The sequence below is a fragment of the Kitasatospora sp. NPDC089797 genome, assembly GCF_040684795.1.
Classification (GTDB): Bacteria; Actinomycetota; Actinomycetes; order Streptomycetales; family Streptomycetaceae; genus Kitasatospora.
This window is the reverse complement of the sequence record NZ_JBFBGS010000028.1, coordinates 81,129-95,070: the sequence shown is the minus strand read 5'-3', so window position 1 is coordinate 95,070 and position 13,942 is coordinate 81,129. Positions and strand designations below refer to the sequence as shown.

Genomic DNA, 13,942 nt, shown 5'->3' with positions numbered 1-13,942 from the left:
CCCGGTCGTGGAGCGACCCCCCGTCCGGCCCCGACCGACCCCGGACCAGCCCCCGACCGGCCCCGGAGCTGAGCGCGACCGGCCCCCGCCCGCATACCGTCCGCGCCCCGTCCGCGCCCCGCCCGGAGGGGAGCCGGTGCCGGTCTGCGGCGTGAGCCCGGTTAGTGTGGATTCGTGGACACCAGAGAAGCGTTGGGATCGTGGATCGACGGCCCCAAGGCGGCCGCCGAGAAGATGGGTGCCGACTTCGGCTACCGCGGGGAGCGCCTCGGGCTGCCCAAGGAGGGCCCCGGCTCGATCGCGGGCCCCGGCCGACGGATCGGCGCCCTGTTCGTCGACGGCTGGCTGGTCTCCCTGATCTCCTACGGCCTGATCGCCAAGGGCGACCAGGGCGAGGCCAACCTGTGGACCAGCCCGCTGTACTTCGTCGTGGTGGCCGTGCTGCTCGCCACCACCGGCACCACCGTCGGCAAGCGGCTGTTCGGCCTCCGGGTGGTCCGGCTGGACGGCCGCCGCGCGACCATCCCGCAGGTGCTGCTGCGCACCCTGCTGCTCTGCCTGGTGGTGCCGCCGCTGGTCTGGGACCGGGACACCCGGGGCCTGCACGACAAGGCGGTCGGCACCGTCGAGGTCCGGATCTAGGCTCCGGAGAACGTCGGGTCCAGGCCACGCAGCACCGTCGGATCCAGGCCACGCAGAACGTCGAACGGCCCGCCCCGGAGGATCCGGGGCGGGCCGTTCTGGTGTCGTCAGGGGAGGGGAGGGTCAGCGGACCTGGCCGCCCTTGGGCATCCGGGCACCCTTGGGCATCGGGCCCTTGGGGATCGGCGCCTTGGAGAGCAGGTCGCCCAGCGCGCGCAGCCGGTCGTTGGTCTCGGTGACCTGGCCGGCGGTGATGGCGCGGGGCAGGCGCATCAGGTGGATCTGCAGCTTCTTCAGCGGGATCTCGCCCTCGCCGGTGCCCACCACGATGTCGTGCACCGGCACGTCGCCGACGACCCGGGCCATCTTCTTCTTCTCGGAGGCCAGCAGCTGGCGCACCCGGTTCGGGTTGCCCTCGCCGATCAGCGCGATGCCGGCCCGGCCCACGGCGCGGTAGACCGCGTCCTGGTTACGGGTGACGGCCACCGGGGTGGAGCTGGAGCTCCAGCCGCGCCGGATGTTGTTCAGCACCGCAGCCACGGCGCCCGGCTGTCCCTCCATCTGTCCGAACGCGGCGCGCTCGGCCCGGCGCCCGAAGACGATCGCCATGGCCAGCACGGCCACGATGAAGCCCAGGATGCCCAGGTAGATGGGATGGTCGATCGCGAAGCCGATGGCGAGGAACACGCCGAAGGTCAGCAGGCCGACGCCGGCGATGATCAGGCCGATCTTGGTGTCGACCTTCTTGGTCATGGTGTACGCCAGGCGGATCTGCTTCAGTCGCCCGGGGTTCTCGGATGTTTCCCTCGCCATAACGCTCATGGTACGTGGCACGGGTACGGGATATCCAAGCCCGGGTACCCGTTCGCCCGAACCGTGACCCGTCAGCCGGTCCGCCGTCGCACACAGCGACGCCCGGGCTCACCGTCGTACGGAGCGTGCCCCCGCGGGCCCTGCGGCACGCGCAGCCCCTGGACCAGCGGTTTCGGCGGTACCCGCGGCCCCGGTGGCGCCTGCGTTCCCGGTGATGACGTCCGCGTCCTGCCGCCGGTCCGCCGCGTGCTCGCGGTTCTCGCACACCGCCGTCCAGGCGTTGCGGCGCGCGTGCCGCTGCCCGGGGGCCAGTAGGACGCTCTCGGCGAACCGCAGCGCCGCCCCCACCGACCGGACCCGCACCTGCAGCTGCATCCCGAACAGCTCCTCTCGTGGCCGGCCACGGCTGGTCGCGGGCCGATCGTCGAAGTCGATTGCCGCGGTCGATCGTCGAGGTCGCCCGCCGTGGCCGAGAAGAATCGAACGCCCACCTGGCGTCCATCGTCCCCACCCCGTGTTACCAGTCCGTGACCAGGCAGTCAAAGTGCGGTGAAACCCGGAAGGGCGGGGCCGAGGCCCCGCCCTTCCAACGGCTCAGTGGCCGGAAACCGACGTCGTGATCAGACCGCGGCCTGCTCGCGACGCTCCAGCGCCTGCCGGTACAGCCGGCCGGCCCGGTACGACGAACGCACCAGCGGGCCCGACATGACACCGGCGAAGCCCAGCTCCTCGGCCTCCTCCTGGAGCTCGACGAACTCCTGCGGCTTGACCCAGCGCTCCACCGGGTGGTGGCGCAGCGAGGGGCGCAGGTACTGGGTGATGGTGATCAGCTCGCAGCCGGCCCCGACCAGGTCGGCCAGCGCCTGGCTGACCTCCTCGCGGGTCTCGCCCATGCCCAGGATCAGGTTGGACTTGGTGACCAGCCCGGCCGCACGGGCCTGGGTGATGACGTCCAGGGAGCGCTCGTAGCGGAAGGCCGGACGGATCCGCTTGAAGATCCGCGGGACCGTCTCGACGTTGTGCGCGAGCACCTCGGGGCGGGAGGAGAAGACCTCGGCGAGCTGCTCGGGCACCGCGTTGAAGTCGGGGATGAGCAGCTCGACGCCGGTGCGGCCGGCGGCGCGCTCGGCGGTCATCGCGTGCACCTGGCGGACGGTCTCGGCGTACAGCCAGGCGCCACCGTCCTCCAGGTCGTCGCGGGCGACGCCGGTGATGGTGGCGTAGTTGAGGTCCATGGTGACGATGGACTCGGCGACCCGGCGCGGCTCGTCGCGGTCGAACTCGGCGGGCTTGCCGGTGTCGATCTGACAGAAGTCGCAGCGGCGGGTGCACTGGTCACCGCCGATGAGGAAGGTCGCCTCGCGGTCCTCCCAGCACTCGAAGATGTTGGGGCAGCCGGCCTCCTGGCAGACCGTGTGCAGCCCTTCCTTCTTCACCAGCGACTGGAGGGCGTTGTACTCCGGGCCCATCTTCGCGCGGGTCTTGATCCACTCGGGCTTCCGCTCGATGGGGGTCTCGCTGTTGCGGACCTCCAGGCGGAGCAGCTTCCTGCCGTCGGGCGCGACAGCGGACACGTGCGACTCCTAGAACTAGACGGGGTACCCCCAGGGTACGCCTGTGGTTGTACGGGCTGTGCCGGGCCTGCCGCCCCGCAATCGCAGGGCAACGCGGCTACCGGTCAGTAGATTCCCAGTGGCCGGGGCTCTCCTGAGCGGCCCTGGAAGCGGAGGCGGAAGACAGAAGGCAGAAGCGGAGGTGGCGCCGGAAGCGGGAACCGCAGCGGCTCGCCGACTCAGCGGGTGAGCGCGGGCTCCGGCAACTCCGCGAACACGTCCTTCAGGTGCCGCTCGACCGCCGGCGTCGCCTCGCCCACCGGGAAGGCGCGCCCCAGCTCACCGGCCAGCGAGGCCACGCCCGCGTCCCGGATGCCGCAGGGCACGATCTTGTCGAAGTAGGTCATGTCCGGGTCGCAGTTGAGTGCGAAGCCGTGCATGGTCACCCCGCGGGCGACCCGCACGCCGATCGCGGCGAGCTTGCGGTCGCCGCCGCGCTGCCCGGCGTTGGACGGCGCGTACTCGGGGCCGGCGAGCCGCGGGTCGATGCCCAGCGGCAGGCCCATCCGCAGGGTCAGCTTGCCGATGTCGACCACCTCGGAGGGGTCGACCACGGCGTCCGGGAGGTGCTCGCCGAGCACCCAGACCCCGCTGCGGCCCTCGACCCGGGTGGTCCCGATGCCGAAGTCGGCGGCGGTGCGGATCAGCGCCTCCTCCAGCCGACGGACGTACGCGATCACGTCGATCGGGTCCGGCAGCTTGATGATCGGGTAGCCGACCAGCTGCCCGGGGCCGTGCCAGGTGATCTCCCCGCCCCGGTTGACCTCGACCACCGGGGTGCCGTCCAGCGGCAGGTCGGCGGGGTTGGTGCGCTTGCCCATCGTGTAGACGGGCGGGTGCTCCAGCAGCAGCACGGTGTCGGGGATCTCGTCCGCGACCCGCAACGCGTGCAGACGCTGCTGCTCCTCCCACGCCTCCTCGTACGGGACGACGTGCTCGCCTATGCCCATCCGAACGAACCGTACGTTCTCGCTCACCGCTGCCGCTCCTTGCCAGGCGTTCGAGACCGGTCTCGCGTTCGAGACCAACCTCGCCACTGTACGCCCACGCCCGGACGAGCCGATCGGCCGCCCGAGCCGCCCACCGCGCCCCGCCGCCCGAGCCGCTCAGCTGCCCGAGCCCGAGCCCGGCCCCCCATCCGAACCCAGGCCCGAGCCCGAGCCCGGCCCCGGCGCCGAGAGCAGTTGCAGCCGGAGCGCCAACTGCAACTCCAACGAGCGCTCCGGCCGGTTCCAGTCCGGCCCGAGCAGCGCCTCGACCCGGTCCAGCCGCTGCACCACGGTGTTCACGTGGACGTGCAGGTCGTCCTTGGCCCGGGTCAGGCTGCCGCCGCAGTCGAAGTAGGCGCGCAGGGTGCGCACCAGCTCGGTGCCGCGCCGGGCGTCGTAGGCGAGCAGCGGGCCGAGGGTGGCGCCGACGAAGCCGTCCACGTCGTGGCCGTCGCCGAGCAGCACGCCGAGGAAACCCAGGGTGCGGGAGGAGGCGCCCTGCCCGGCGCGGCCGAGCACCCGCAGGGCGCGGACGCAGCGCAGGCCCTCGGCGTAGGAGGCGGCCAGTGCGGCCGGACCGGCGGCCTCCCGGCCCGCGCCGACGGTGGCCGGGAAGCCGGCCAGGCGGGCCAGCCGCTCGGCGGCCTGCCGGGCGGTCTCCTCGGGGTCGTCGGTGGTGCCGGGCGCGACGGGCACCAGCAGGACGACCGCCTCGCCGTGCTCGGCGCTGACCCCGCGGGAGCCGAACAGGTAGCGCCGGGCCGCGCCCGCCAGCCGGCCCCGGTGGTCGCCCGTCCCGTCGGCCGGCTCGGCGACCAGCACCAGGTGCGGCCGGGCGAGGTCGACGCCGAGCCGGCGGCCGCGCGCGGTGAGCCCGGCCGGGTCGCGCTCGGGGGCGGTGAGCAGGTCGGTGAGCAGTTCGCCGCGGACCCGGTTCTCGGTCTCCGCGACCGAGCGGCGCAGCAGCAGGAGCAGCGCGGTCACCACGCTGGCCCGTTCGAACAGCCGTCGGTCGGCGTCGTCGAGGTCGGGCCGGCCGCGCAGCACCATGGTGCCCAGCGTGTCGTGCCCGGCGAGCACCGCGCACACCCACAGCGCGCCGTGCCGCACCGACCGGCCCTCGGCCCGGGACGCGGCGACCGCCCCGACCAGTTCGGCGCCGGGCGCGGGCCGGCCGGCCAGCGGCTCGCCCTCGGCGTCCAGGACCGTTATCTCGCCGTCCAGCAGGTGGGCGACGGCGGCGGCCACGTCCGGCACCTCGGCGCCGCGCAGCACCAGGTCGGTGAGCCGGTCATGCGCCTGCTCGGCGCGCTGGACGGCGGCGGAGTGGGCCCGCACCAGCCCGTTGGCGGCGTTCAGCTCGGCCAGCGCGGCCCGGGTGTCGGCCAGCGACTTGGCGGTGTCCAGGGCGATCGCGGCGTGCGCGGCCAGGGTGCAGAGCAGCGCGACCTCGTCGGGGGAGAAGGCGCGCGGGGTGCGGTCGGCGGCGAACAGCACGCCGATGACCTCGCCGCCGAGCAGCAGCGGCACGCCGATGATCGCCACCAGGCCCTCGTCCAGCACGCCGGCGTCGATCGTGCCGGTGTGGTGGAAGCGCTCGTCGGTGCGGTAGTCGGGGGTGGCGTACGGGCGGGCGGTCTGGGCGACCAGCCCGCCCAGCCCGTCGCCGAGGCTGAGCCGCAGGGTCTGGAACAGGACGGACACCGAGCCGTCGGTGACCCGCATGTAGGTGTCGCCGGCGGCCTCGTCCGGCAGCGTCAGGTACGCGGTGTCGGTGCCGAGCAGCATCCGGCCCCGGCGGACGATCGCCTGCAGCACGGCGTCCAGGTCCCGGGAGGCGGCGAGGTCTCCGGCGGTGTCGAACAGGGCGGTCAACTCGGCCTCGCGGCGCCGGTGTTGACGCAGGGTGCGGTGCACCCGCAGGGCCTGCCAGGTGGCGTCGTCGATCTCGGCGAGGACGCCGGCCGACGCCCCGCGGCGGCGGGCGTCGGCCAGCACCTCGGCGAAGTCCTCGGTGGCGGCGCCGGTGGCGAGCAGGTCGAGCAGCCGCCGCAGTGCGGGGGCGGCGCTCTCGTCGGGGTGGTTCACGGTGCGGGCCGCCAATCGGCGTCGGTTCCGACGGTTGCGGGGAATCGCGATGCTATCGCCTGGATCCCCGGGCTCCGTCCGGCCGATCCTGCCGGACGGGCGGTGGGACCGACCGGACGGAGCCTCAGGCGACGGCGGGCTTCACGGCCGTCGCGCCGTCCTCCGAGGCCTCCTCCTCGACCGCCGTCAGGTCCTGTCCCCTGGTCTCCCGCGCGCACAGCACGGCCAGCAGGGTGAGCGCCGCGGCGGCGGCCATGTACACCGAGATGGGGGTGGCGCTGCCGTAATCCTTGAGCAGCGCGGTGGCGATCAGCGGGGCGGGTGCGCCGGCCGCCACCGAGGCGAACTGGGCGCCGATCGAGGCCCCCGAGTAGCGCAGCCTGGTCGCGAACAGTTCGGAGAAGAAGGCCGCCTGCGGCGCGTACATCGCGCTGTGGAACACCAGGCCGACGGTCACCGCGAGCACCAACTGCCCGAACGAGTGAGTGTCCACCAGCCCGAAGAACACGAACGCCCAGACCCCGACCCCGGCCGCGCCCACCAGGTACACCGGTTTGCGTCCGACCCGGTCCGACAGCGCGCCGAACAGCGGGATCAGCGCGAACTGGATCGCCGAGGCGATGAGCACGGCGTTCAGCGCGCTCTGCTTGTCGAAGTGGGCGTGGGTGACGGCGTACGTCAGCACAAAGGTCGTCATCACGTAGTACGAGATGTTCTCCGCCATCCGCGCGCCCATCGCCACCAGCACCTCCCGCCAGTGGTGCTTCAACACCCCGACCAGCGGCGGCTGTTCGGCGGTCGGCCGGTTCTCCAGCGCCTGCCGGAACAGCGGCGACTCCTCCACCGCCAGCCGGATCCACAGCCCCACCGCGACCAGCACCGCCGACAGCAGGAACGGCACCCGCCAGCCCCAGGCCAGGAACGCGCTCTCCGACTGCACCGCCGTCATCAGCGACAGCACCCCGGCCGCCAGCAGGTTCCCGGCCGGCGCCCCGCCCTGCGGCCAGGACGCCCAGAACCCCCGCCGCCGCCGGTCCCCGTGCTCCGACACCAGCAGCACCGCCCCGCCCCACTCCCCGCCGAGCGCGAAGCCCTGCACCAGCCGCAGCGAGGTCAGCAGCACCGGCGCGGTCACCCCGACCGAGTCGTACGTCGGCAGCAGTCCGATCGCCGTGGTCGCCCCGCCCATCAGCAGCAGGCTCAGCACCAGCAGTTTCTTCCGCCCGACCCGGTCCCCGAAGTGCCCGAACACCAGCGCCCCGAGCGGCCGGGCCGCGAACCCGATCGCGTAGGTCAGGAAGGACAGCAGCGTCCCGGTCAGTGGATCGGTGTTCGGGAAGAACACCTTCCCGAACACCAGGGCCGCGGCGGTGCCGTAGACGAAGTAGTCGTACCACTCGATCGTCGTGCCGATCAGGCTCGCGGCCACCACGCGCGGGAGTGAACTGGTCGCCGTCGAACCGCGTGCGGAGGCGTTCATGGGTCACCACTTCCAGATGCGGACGATGTCGCCACAAGGTAGGAACCCCACGCCCCCCGGACTATGTGACCGAGCCACACAGTCGCCGGGCCGGGCATGGTCTTTCCATATACAGCGGAGGGGCGCGCTCAGTGCGCCGTCCAGCCGCCGTCGATCGGGAGGCTGGCCCCCGTGACGTAGGCGGCGGCGGGGGAGCAGAGCCAGAGGGCGAGCCCGGCGACCTCCGCGGGCTCGATCAGGCGCTTGACGGCGGTGCGGTCGAGCATGACCCGCTCGACCACCTCCTCCTCGGGGATGCCGTGGGCCAGCGCCTGGGCGGTGATCTGCTTCTCCACCAGGGGAGTGCGGACGTACCCGGGGTTGAGGCAGTTGCTGGTGACGCCGTACGGGGCGCCCTCCAGGGCGACGGTCTTGCTGAGGCCCTCCAGCGCGTGCTTGGCGGTGACGTAGGCGGACTTGAAGGCGCTGGCCCGCAGGCCGTGCACGGAGGAGACGTTGACCACCCGGCCCCACCCCCGCTCGTACATGTGCGGGAGGGTGCGGCGCAGGATGCGGAACGGGGCCTCGACCATGACGCGTTGGATCAGCGTGAAGCGCTCGACCGGGAACTCGTGCACGGGGGCGACGTGTTGGAGCCCGGCGTTGTTGACCACGATGTCGGCGTCGGCCGGCAGGGCGTCCACGGCCGCGGGGTCGGCGAGGTCGGCCACGATCGCGTGCCCGCCGATCCGGTCCGCGAGCTCCCGGGCCGGACCGGCCGCGAGGTCGACGACGTAGACCCGGGCCCCGGCCCCGGCGAGGGCTTCGGCGCAGGCCCGGCCGATGCCCGAGGCGGCCCCGGTGACCAACGCGGTGCGGCCGTCGAGCGGGCTGGCGGTAGAGGTGTCCATGGCCGAGAACGGTAGGAATCCGTCGGCCCGGCTCCCATGTGGCGGAGCACCACAGCGTGCCGTCGACCCCTGGCGGTCACCACTATGACGGTCGATCGACGGTTCGACCCCGGAAGGCCAAACCCATGATGACTCCGCTTCCCCACAATGGGCGCGGTTGCTTCACCCGTTCGGAGGATTGCTCGGTCAGATCCACCCATAGCGCCCGAATGCTCGCTACATTCACGCCGATTCCCGACAGGGGGCGCCGCCCCAGGCGAACCGATGTGCTGGTGGAGCCCGGTGCGACGTCCGAGAGGTGTGACTGACATGCCCCAACGGCCTGCAACCGACAGCCCGGCGTACGGACCGCTCGACCCGCTCGGCCAGCGCCGAGGCCCGGTCGGCCGGGCCCTTCCGGACGCCCCCGACGCCCCGACCGCCGACACGCTGACCGCCGACGCCCCGACCGCCGACGAACTGCGGCTGCCCGCGCAGGCCACACCCGCCCGGCACGAAGCCTCCGCCACACCCGTCCGGCACGAGGCCGGCGCCGGGCCGGCCCCCGCGACCACCAGCGGCCACGGCACCCACCCGGGCGGCGGCCACACCGGCCCGACCCCGCAGAACGGCCAGCTCGCCGCCCTGATCGAGGAGGCCGGCTTCTCGCACGCCGGCCTGGCCCGCCGGGTCGACCAGCTCGGCCTGGAGCACGGCCTCGACCTGCGCTACGACAAGACCTCGGTCACCCGCTGGCTGCGCGGCCAGCAGCCCCGCGGCGCCACCCCGGCGCTGATCGCCGAGGTCTTCACCCGCCGCCTCGGCCGCCGCCTCACCGCCCAGGACCTCGGCCTGGACGCCTGCGCCCCGGTCTACGCGGGCCTGGAGTTCGCCGAGACCCCGCAGGAGGCGGTGGACATCGTCGCGAGCATGTGGCGCAAGGACAACGGCCCGCAGTCCGAGCTGCGCCGGATCGCCTTCACCCCGGCCGGCCTGGTCGTCCCCAGCCGGGACTGGCTGATCGGCCGCACCGACGAACGGGTCGCCCGGGACGGCTCCACCCTGGTCCGCCCGGACACCGCCACCGGCCCACCGGGCGCGCCCACCGGCGCACCCGGGCAGAGCGCGCCGGGCGCCTCCGCCGCGAGCCCGGCGCGCCCCCAGCCGCCCGGCGCCCCGGGGGTCCGCAACACCGCCGGAACCACCGGCACCGCCGCCACCATCGGCCGGGTGCCCACCCAGAGCCGCCGCCCGCCCGCCGCCGTCGAACCGCCGTACCCCGACCCGAACCGGGAGGCCCGCCCCGCCCTGCGGGTCGGCCGCGGCGACATCGCCGCGATCCGCGCCGTCGGCGACCTCTTCCGCGCGCTCGACCACGCCTACGGCGGCGGCCACGCCCGCCAGGCGCTGGTCCGCTACCTGGAGAGCGAGGCCGAGCCGATGCTGCGCGGCCGCTACGGCGAACAGATCGGCCGCGCCCTGTTCGGCGCCGTCGCCGACCTGACCAGGCTGGCCGGCTGGACGTCCTTCGACATCGCCGCGCACGGCCTCGCCCAGCGCTACTTCGTCCAGGCGCTGCGGCTCTCCCAGGCCGCGGGGGACCGCGCCCTCGGCGGGTACGTGCTGGTGACGATGAGCCAGCAGGCCGTCCACCTGGGCCACGGCCGGGAGGCTGTCCAGCTCGCCCGGGTCGCCCAGCAGGGCGTCGGCACCGCCGTCCCGCCGGTGGTCCAGTCACTGATGCACGCCGCCGAGGCGCGCGGGCACGGCCTGCTGGGCGACGTCCGCTCCTGCACCACCGCGCTGGTCCGGGCCGAGCGCTCGCTCGCCGCCTCCCGGACGGGCGACGAACTGCCCTCCTGGGCGCGGTACTTCGACGAGGCGCAGCTCTCCGACGAGTTCGCCCACTGCTACCGGGACCTCCAGCAGTGGCGCACCTCCGCGCAGCACGCCGAGAAGTCGCTGCGGCTGCGCTCGCCCGCCTACGCCCGCAGCCGGATCTTCTGCCGGCTGGTGCTGGCCACCGCCCGGCTCGGGATGGGGGACCTCGACGAGGCCTGCACCATGGCCACCGACGCGCTGCGGGCGGCGGGGGAGATGCGCTCGGCCCGTTCGCTGGAGTACGTCCGGGACTTCCACCGCCGCCTCACCCCGTACCGGGGCAGCCAGGTGGCCCGCGCCTTCGAGGAGACGGCCCGCCAGGCGGGCGTGATCTGACCGGGCCGGAACGCCGGAACGCCGGAACGCCGGAGTGACGGGGCGCCGGAACGCCGGTGCGGGGGCGCCAAGGGGGCCGGGGCGCCGGGGCCGGGAGCTCACCAGCTCTCGGCCCGGACCCTCCGCTTCCCGGGGTCCGCGGCCGTCGGCCGTGCCCCGCCCCGCACCCGCTGCGCCGCCAGCGGGAACACCAGCACCGAGAGCATCCCGGCGCCGACCAGCGCCGCCGCCGTCGAGGACGGCAGGTGCCCGGCCTCCACCTCGATCGTGGTGATCACCACGACCAGCGGCAACGCCGTCGCCCCGTACAGCCCGAGCGCCGCACGGTCCCGCCGGCCGAGCCCGGCCGGGGCCAGCACCGCGGCCGGCCCGCCGCGCACGGCGAGGAACAGCAGCAGGAACACCGGGACGAGCAGCAGGGTGCCGGGGTCGTCCAGCAGTGCGTCCAGGTCGAACTTCATCCCGCTGACCACGAAGAAGACCGGCACCAGGAAGCCGAAGCCGATGCTCTCCAGCTTGGCCTCGATCACCTCCTCCTCGGCCTGCCGGATCCCGGCCAGCAGCAGCCGGGAGACGATCCCGGCGGTGAAGGCGCCGAGCAGCATGTCCAGGTCGAGCCAGAGCGCGGCCGCGACCATCACGGCCAGCACCAGGATCACCGCCCGGATCGCGAACTGCCCGGAGGTGCGCAGGGTGCGCTCGATCAGCCGGGTCGCCCAGGCCGGTCGCGGCCGGCGGGCGGTGAGGACGGCGACGGCGGTGATCACCGCGAAGGCGCCGAGGATCACCGCCGTCCGGGCCGGGGAGTTGCCGCTGAGCAGGACGGCGATCGCGATGATCGGCCCGAACTCGCCGACCGCGCCGGTGGCCATCACCAACGAGCCGAAGGGCGTGGGAAGTTCGCCGCTGTCGCGGAGGATCGGCAGGATCGTGCCGAGTGCGGTGGTGGTGATCGCGAGCCCGGCGAAGGCGCCGTCCCACGGGTCCCGGTTGACCAGCGCGCCCACCCCGAGGGCCGCGACGAGCGAGACCAGCCACGCGGTGCCCGCCCGTTTCAGCGGGCCGCCGCGCAGCTTGGCGAGGTCGATCTCGTACCCGGCCAGGAACATCAGTATGGCCAGGCCGAATTGGGACAGCGCGTCCACCAGGTCGTCGACGTGCGCCCAGTTCAGGACGGCCGGGCCGATCAGGACGCCGAGCACGATCTCGAACACCACGGTGGGTACGGCGATCCACCGCAGCAGCCGGTCGGCGAGCAGGGGCGCGGCGACGGCTGCGGCGGGGATCAGGATCAGCGCCACCGGCTGGGCGGAGGCGCTCACCGGGCGTCCGGCCGGGCGGCCGAATCCGTTGGAATCATCCGATGAGCGGTCAGAACGGTCATGCGAGGCATCCTGGCACGCCGTCGGTCTGTCACCCCGGCAGACCGCTGGCGTGTTCCACCGCCGGGGCCGTCAGGCCGCCGCCTCGGCCTCCCGGGCGTCGGCCGGCAGCCCGAGGTCGCCCAGCACCGCCTTCGCCGCCCGCCGTCCGGACACCAGCGCGCCCTGCGCGGTGCTGGTGTCCCGGTGGTCCCCGGCGACGTACAGCCCGGCCAGCAGCCGCACCGGGCGGCGGGGGTTGTGCGGCGGCGGCATCGCGGGCAGCGCGTCCGGGACGTGCCGCACGCTGAGGAACTGCCAGTCCGTCGTCGGGACGCCGTACAGCTCGGCGAGCCGGGCCCGGACGGCCGGTTCCAGCCCGGCCGGGCCGCCCGCGTCGAAGGCGCGCCGGCCGAGCACGGTGCTGGCGATCAGCGCCTGCCCGGGCGGGGCGTAGGACGGGTGCAGCTCGCTGAGCACCAGCGAGTGCGAGACCAGCGGCGGGTGCCCGTTCGGCCGGTCGGCGTCGAGCAGCAGCACGGCCTCGCCGACCGGGGCGCGGTCGGCGGCGTGGAAGAAGGTGGTGACGGAGTGGAAGTCCGGCAGCCGCAGTCCGGGCAGCAGTTCGGCGGCGGAGCGGGCGTCGGTGGCGACCACCACGGCCTGGGCGCCGATCCGCCCGTGGTCGAGGGTCTCCACGCCGTCGGCGCCGATCGCGGTGACCTGCACGCCGGTGCGCACGGTGCCGACGGGCAGGGCGGCGGCCAGCTGGGCGGGCACGGCCGCGATCCCGTCGGCGGGCAGACAGAGTCGGCCCCGGGCGTACGAGCGCAGCACCAGGTCGGCGATCCGGCTGCTGGTGCCGAGGGCCGGATCGCTGAGCAGGGCGCTGAGCAGCGGGCGCAGGAAGCCGTCGACGGTGCGCGGGGCGAGCCCGTGGTTGGTCAGCGCGCGGGCGGTGGTGGTCTCCGGCCGCGCCAGCAGCCGGGCGGCCGGGGCGGTGGCGATCCGGCCGAGCCAGCTGCCGAGCCGGGCCTTGTCCAGCGGGCTGCCGAGCGGGGCCCGGAGGGCGGCCTGCCGGGCGGCGGTGAGCTGCGGGTCCCCGGCGCGGTAGCGGCGGCCGGCGTTGTGCACGAGTACGCCGGGCGCGAGCGGGCGCAGGTCCAGGCGGTCGAGGTCGAGCGCCCGGCGCAGCTCGGGGAAGGCGGTGTTCAGCAGGTGGCTGCCGTCGTCCAGGCGGAAGCCGTCGAGTTCGCGGGTGGCCATCCGGCCGCCGATCCGGTCGGTGGTCTCCAGGACCTGGACGGCGAGGCCGCGGCCGGTGAGGACGCGGGCGGCGGCCAGGCCCGCGAGTCCGGCGCCGACCACGACGACGTCCGGGTCGGACGGGCGGCGGGCGCGGCGGGTGAAGTCGTACGTGGGCACTGGAGTGCTCCCTCCCTGGTCCCGGGGCTCCGGCCGACGCAGGCAGCGGGGTGCCGGGACACGGTCCGAGGAAGGTGATGCCCAGTCGGTGTGAGCATCAGACAGGTGCGGTGGACCGGATGCGGGGCGCGAGAGGGGTTGTGCGGCGCCGGGCGGGGGCGCGGTCACGGACAGTGCGCCGTGGTGGCCGGGTTACCGGGTCGGCGGGCGCATACGGTCACCGGGGGCGTGCAACGCGCCCGCTGTGTGCTCCCGTGCGCCCCCTCCCGGAGCCCCTCCCGGAACCCGTTCCGGAACCCGATCCGGAACCCGATCCGGAACCCCTCGAGTCCCGTCGGCATATGCCTCCGGCCAGGGCGGATACCGCCCCGGGGGCTCCCTGGAACGACGTCCCGCACCACCGCCCGCAGCCGCGCCACGGCACCCACCGGGACGGGCCACCCGC

At 74.4% G+C, this 13,942-nt stretch carries 11 protein-coding genes; 2 read left to right on the top strand and 9 right to left on the bottom strand.

What is annotated here, in order from left to right:
- Window positions 1-174: 174 nt before the first annotated feature.
- Window positions 175-642: an RDD family protein gene (locus AB0O91_RS23390; protein WP_363436192.1), complete on the top strand. Its 468-nt coding sequence runs from the start codon at window positions 175-177 to the stop codon at window positions 640-642.
- A 123-nt stretch (window positions 643-765) separates the two neighbouring features.
- Here AB0O91_RS23390 and AB0O91_RS23385 read toward each other — a convergent pair whose 3' ends face one another.
- The 7 genes from AB0O91_RS23385 to AB0O91_RS23355 form a co-directional block, all read right to left on the bottom strand.
- Window positions 766-1,455 (bottom strand): DUF4191 domain-containing protein, encoded by a 690-nt coding sequence (locus AB0O91_RS23385; RefSeq protein ID WP_363436190.1) that lies wholly within the window; start codon window positions 1,453-1,455, stop codon window positions 766-768.
- A gap of 108 nt (window positions 1,456-1,563) precedes the next feature.
- Window positions 1,564-1,830: a hypothetical protein gene (locus AB0O91_RS23380; RefSeq protein WP_363436188.1), complete on the bottom strand. Its 267-nt coding sequence runs from the start codon at window positions 1,828-1,830 to the stop codon at window positions 1,564-1,566.
- A 245-nt stretch (window positions 1,831-2,075) separates the two neighbouring features.
- The gene (lipA, locus tag AB0O91_RS23375; RefSeq protein ID WP_363436186.1) at window positions 2,076-3,029 is read right to left on the bottom strand and encodes a lipoyl synthase; all 954 of its coding nucleotides are present in this window, start codon (window positions 3,027-3,029) and stop codon (window positions 2,076-2,078) included.
- Between the two features lie 218 nt (window positions 3,030-3,247).
- Window positions 3,248-4,045, bottom strand: coding sequence for a lipoyl(octanoyl) transferase LipB (gene lipB / locus AB0O91_RS23370; protein ID WP_363436184.1), 798 nt, complete (start codon window positions 4,043-4,045; stop codon window positions 3,248-3,250).
- A gap of 129 nt (window positions 4,046-4,174) precedes the next feature.
- Window positions 4,175-6,145 carry a GAF domain-containing protein gene (locus AB0O91_RS23365; RefSeq protein WP_363436182.1) on the bottom strand — a complete coding sequence of 657 codons (1,971 nt, stop codon included), beginning with the start codon at window positions 6,143-6,145 and terminating at the stop codon, window positions 4,175-4,177.
- Between the two features lie 124 nt (window positions 6,146-6,269).
- On the bottom strand, window positions 6,270-7,625 hold the full coding sequence (locus tag AB0O91_RS23360; protein ID WP_363436181.1) for an MFS transporter: 1,356 nt from the start codon (window positions 7,623-7,625) through the stop codon (window positions 6,270-6,272).
- Between the two features lie 128 nt (window positions 7,626-7,753).
- Window positions 7,754-8,515 carry a 3-hydroxybutyrate dehydrogenase gene (locus AB0O91_RS23355; protein WP_363436180.1) on the bottom strand — a complete coding sequence of 254 codons (762 nt, stop codon included), beginning with the start codon at window positions 8,513-8,515 and terminating at the stop codon, window positions 7,754-7,756.
- Between the two features lie 309 nt (window positions 8,516-8,824).
- Here AB0O91_RS23355 and AB0O91_RS23350 point away from each other — a divergent pair, with 309 nt between their 5' ends.
- Window positions 8,825-10,711, top strand: coding sequence for a regulator (locus AB0O91_RS23350; RefSeq protein WP_363436178.1), 1,887 nt, complete (start codon window positions 8,825-8,827; stop codon window positions 10,709-10,711).
- Window positions 10,712-10,809: 98 nt separating this feature from the next.
- Here AB0O91_RS23350 and AB0O91_RS23345 read toward each other — a convergent pair whose 3' ends face one another.
- Both AB0O91_RS23345 and AB0O91_RS23340 read right to left on the bottom strand, forming a co-directional pair.
- Window positions 10,810-12,033 (bottom strand): cation:proton antiporter, encoded by a 1,224-nt coding sequence (locus AB0O91_RS23345; protein ID WP_363436176.1) that lies wholly within the window; start codon window positions 12,031-12,033, stop codon window positions 10,810-10,812.
- 132 nt (window positions 12,034-12,165) lie between these two features.
- Complete coding sequence (locus AB0O91_RS23340; protein WP_363436175.1) at window positions 12,166-13,497, bottom strand: NAD(P)/FAD-dependent oxidoreductase; 1,332 nt, start codon at window positions 13,495-13,497, stop codon at window positions 12,166-12,168.
- Between the last annotated feature and the right edge of the window lie 445 nt (window positions 13,498-13,942).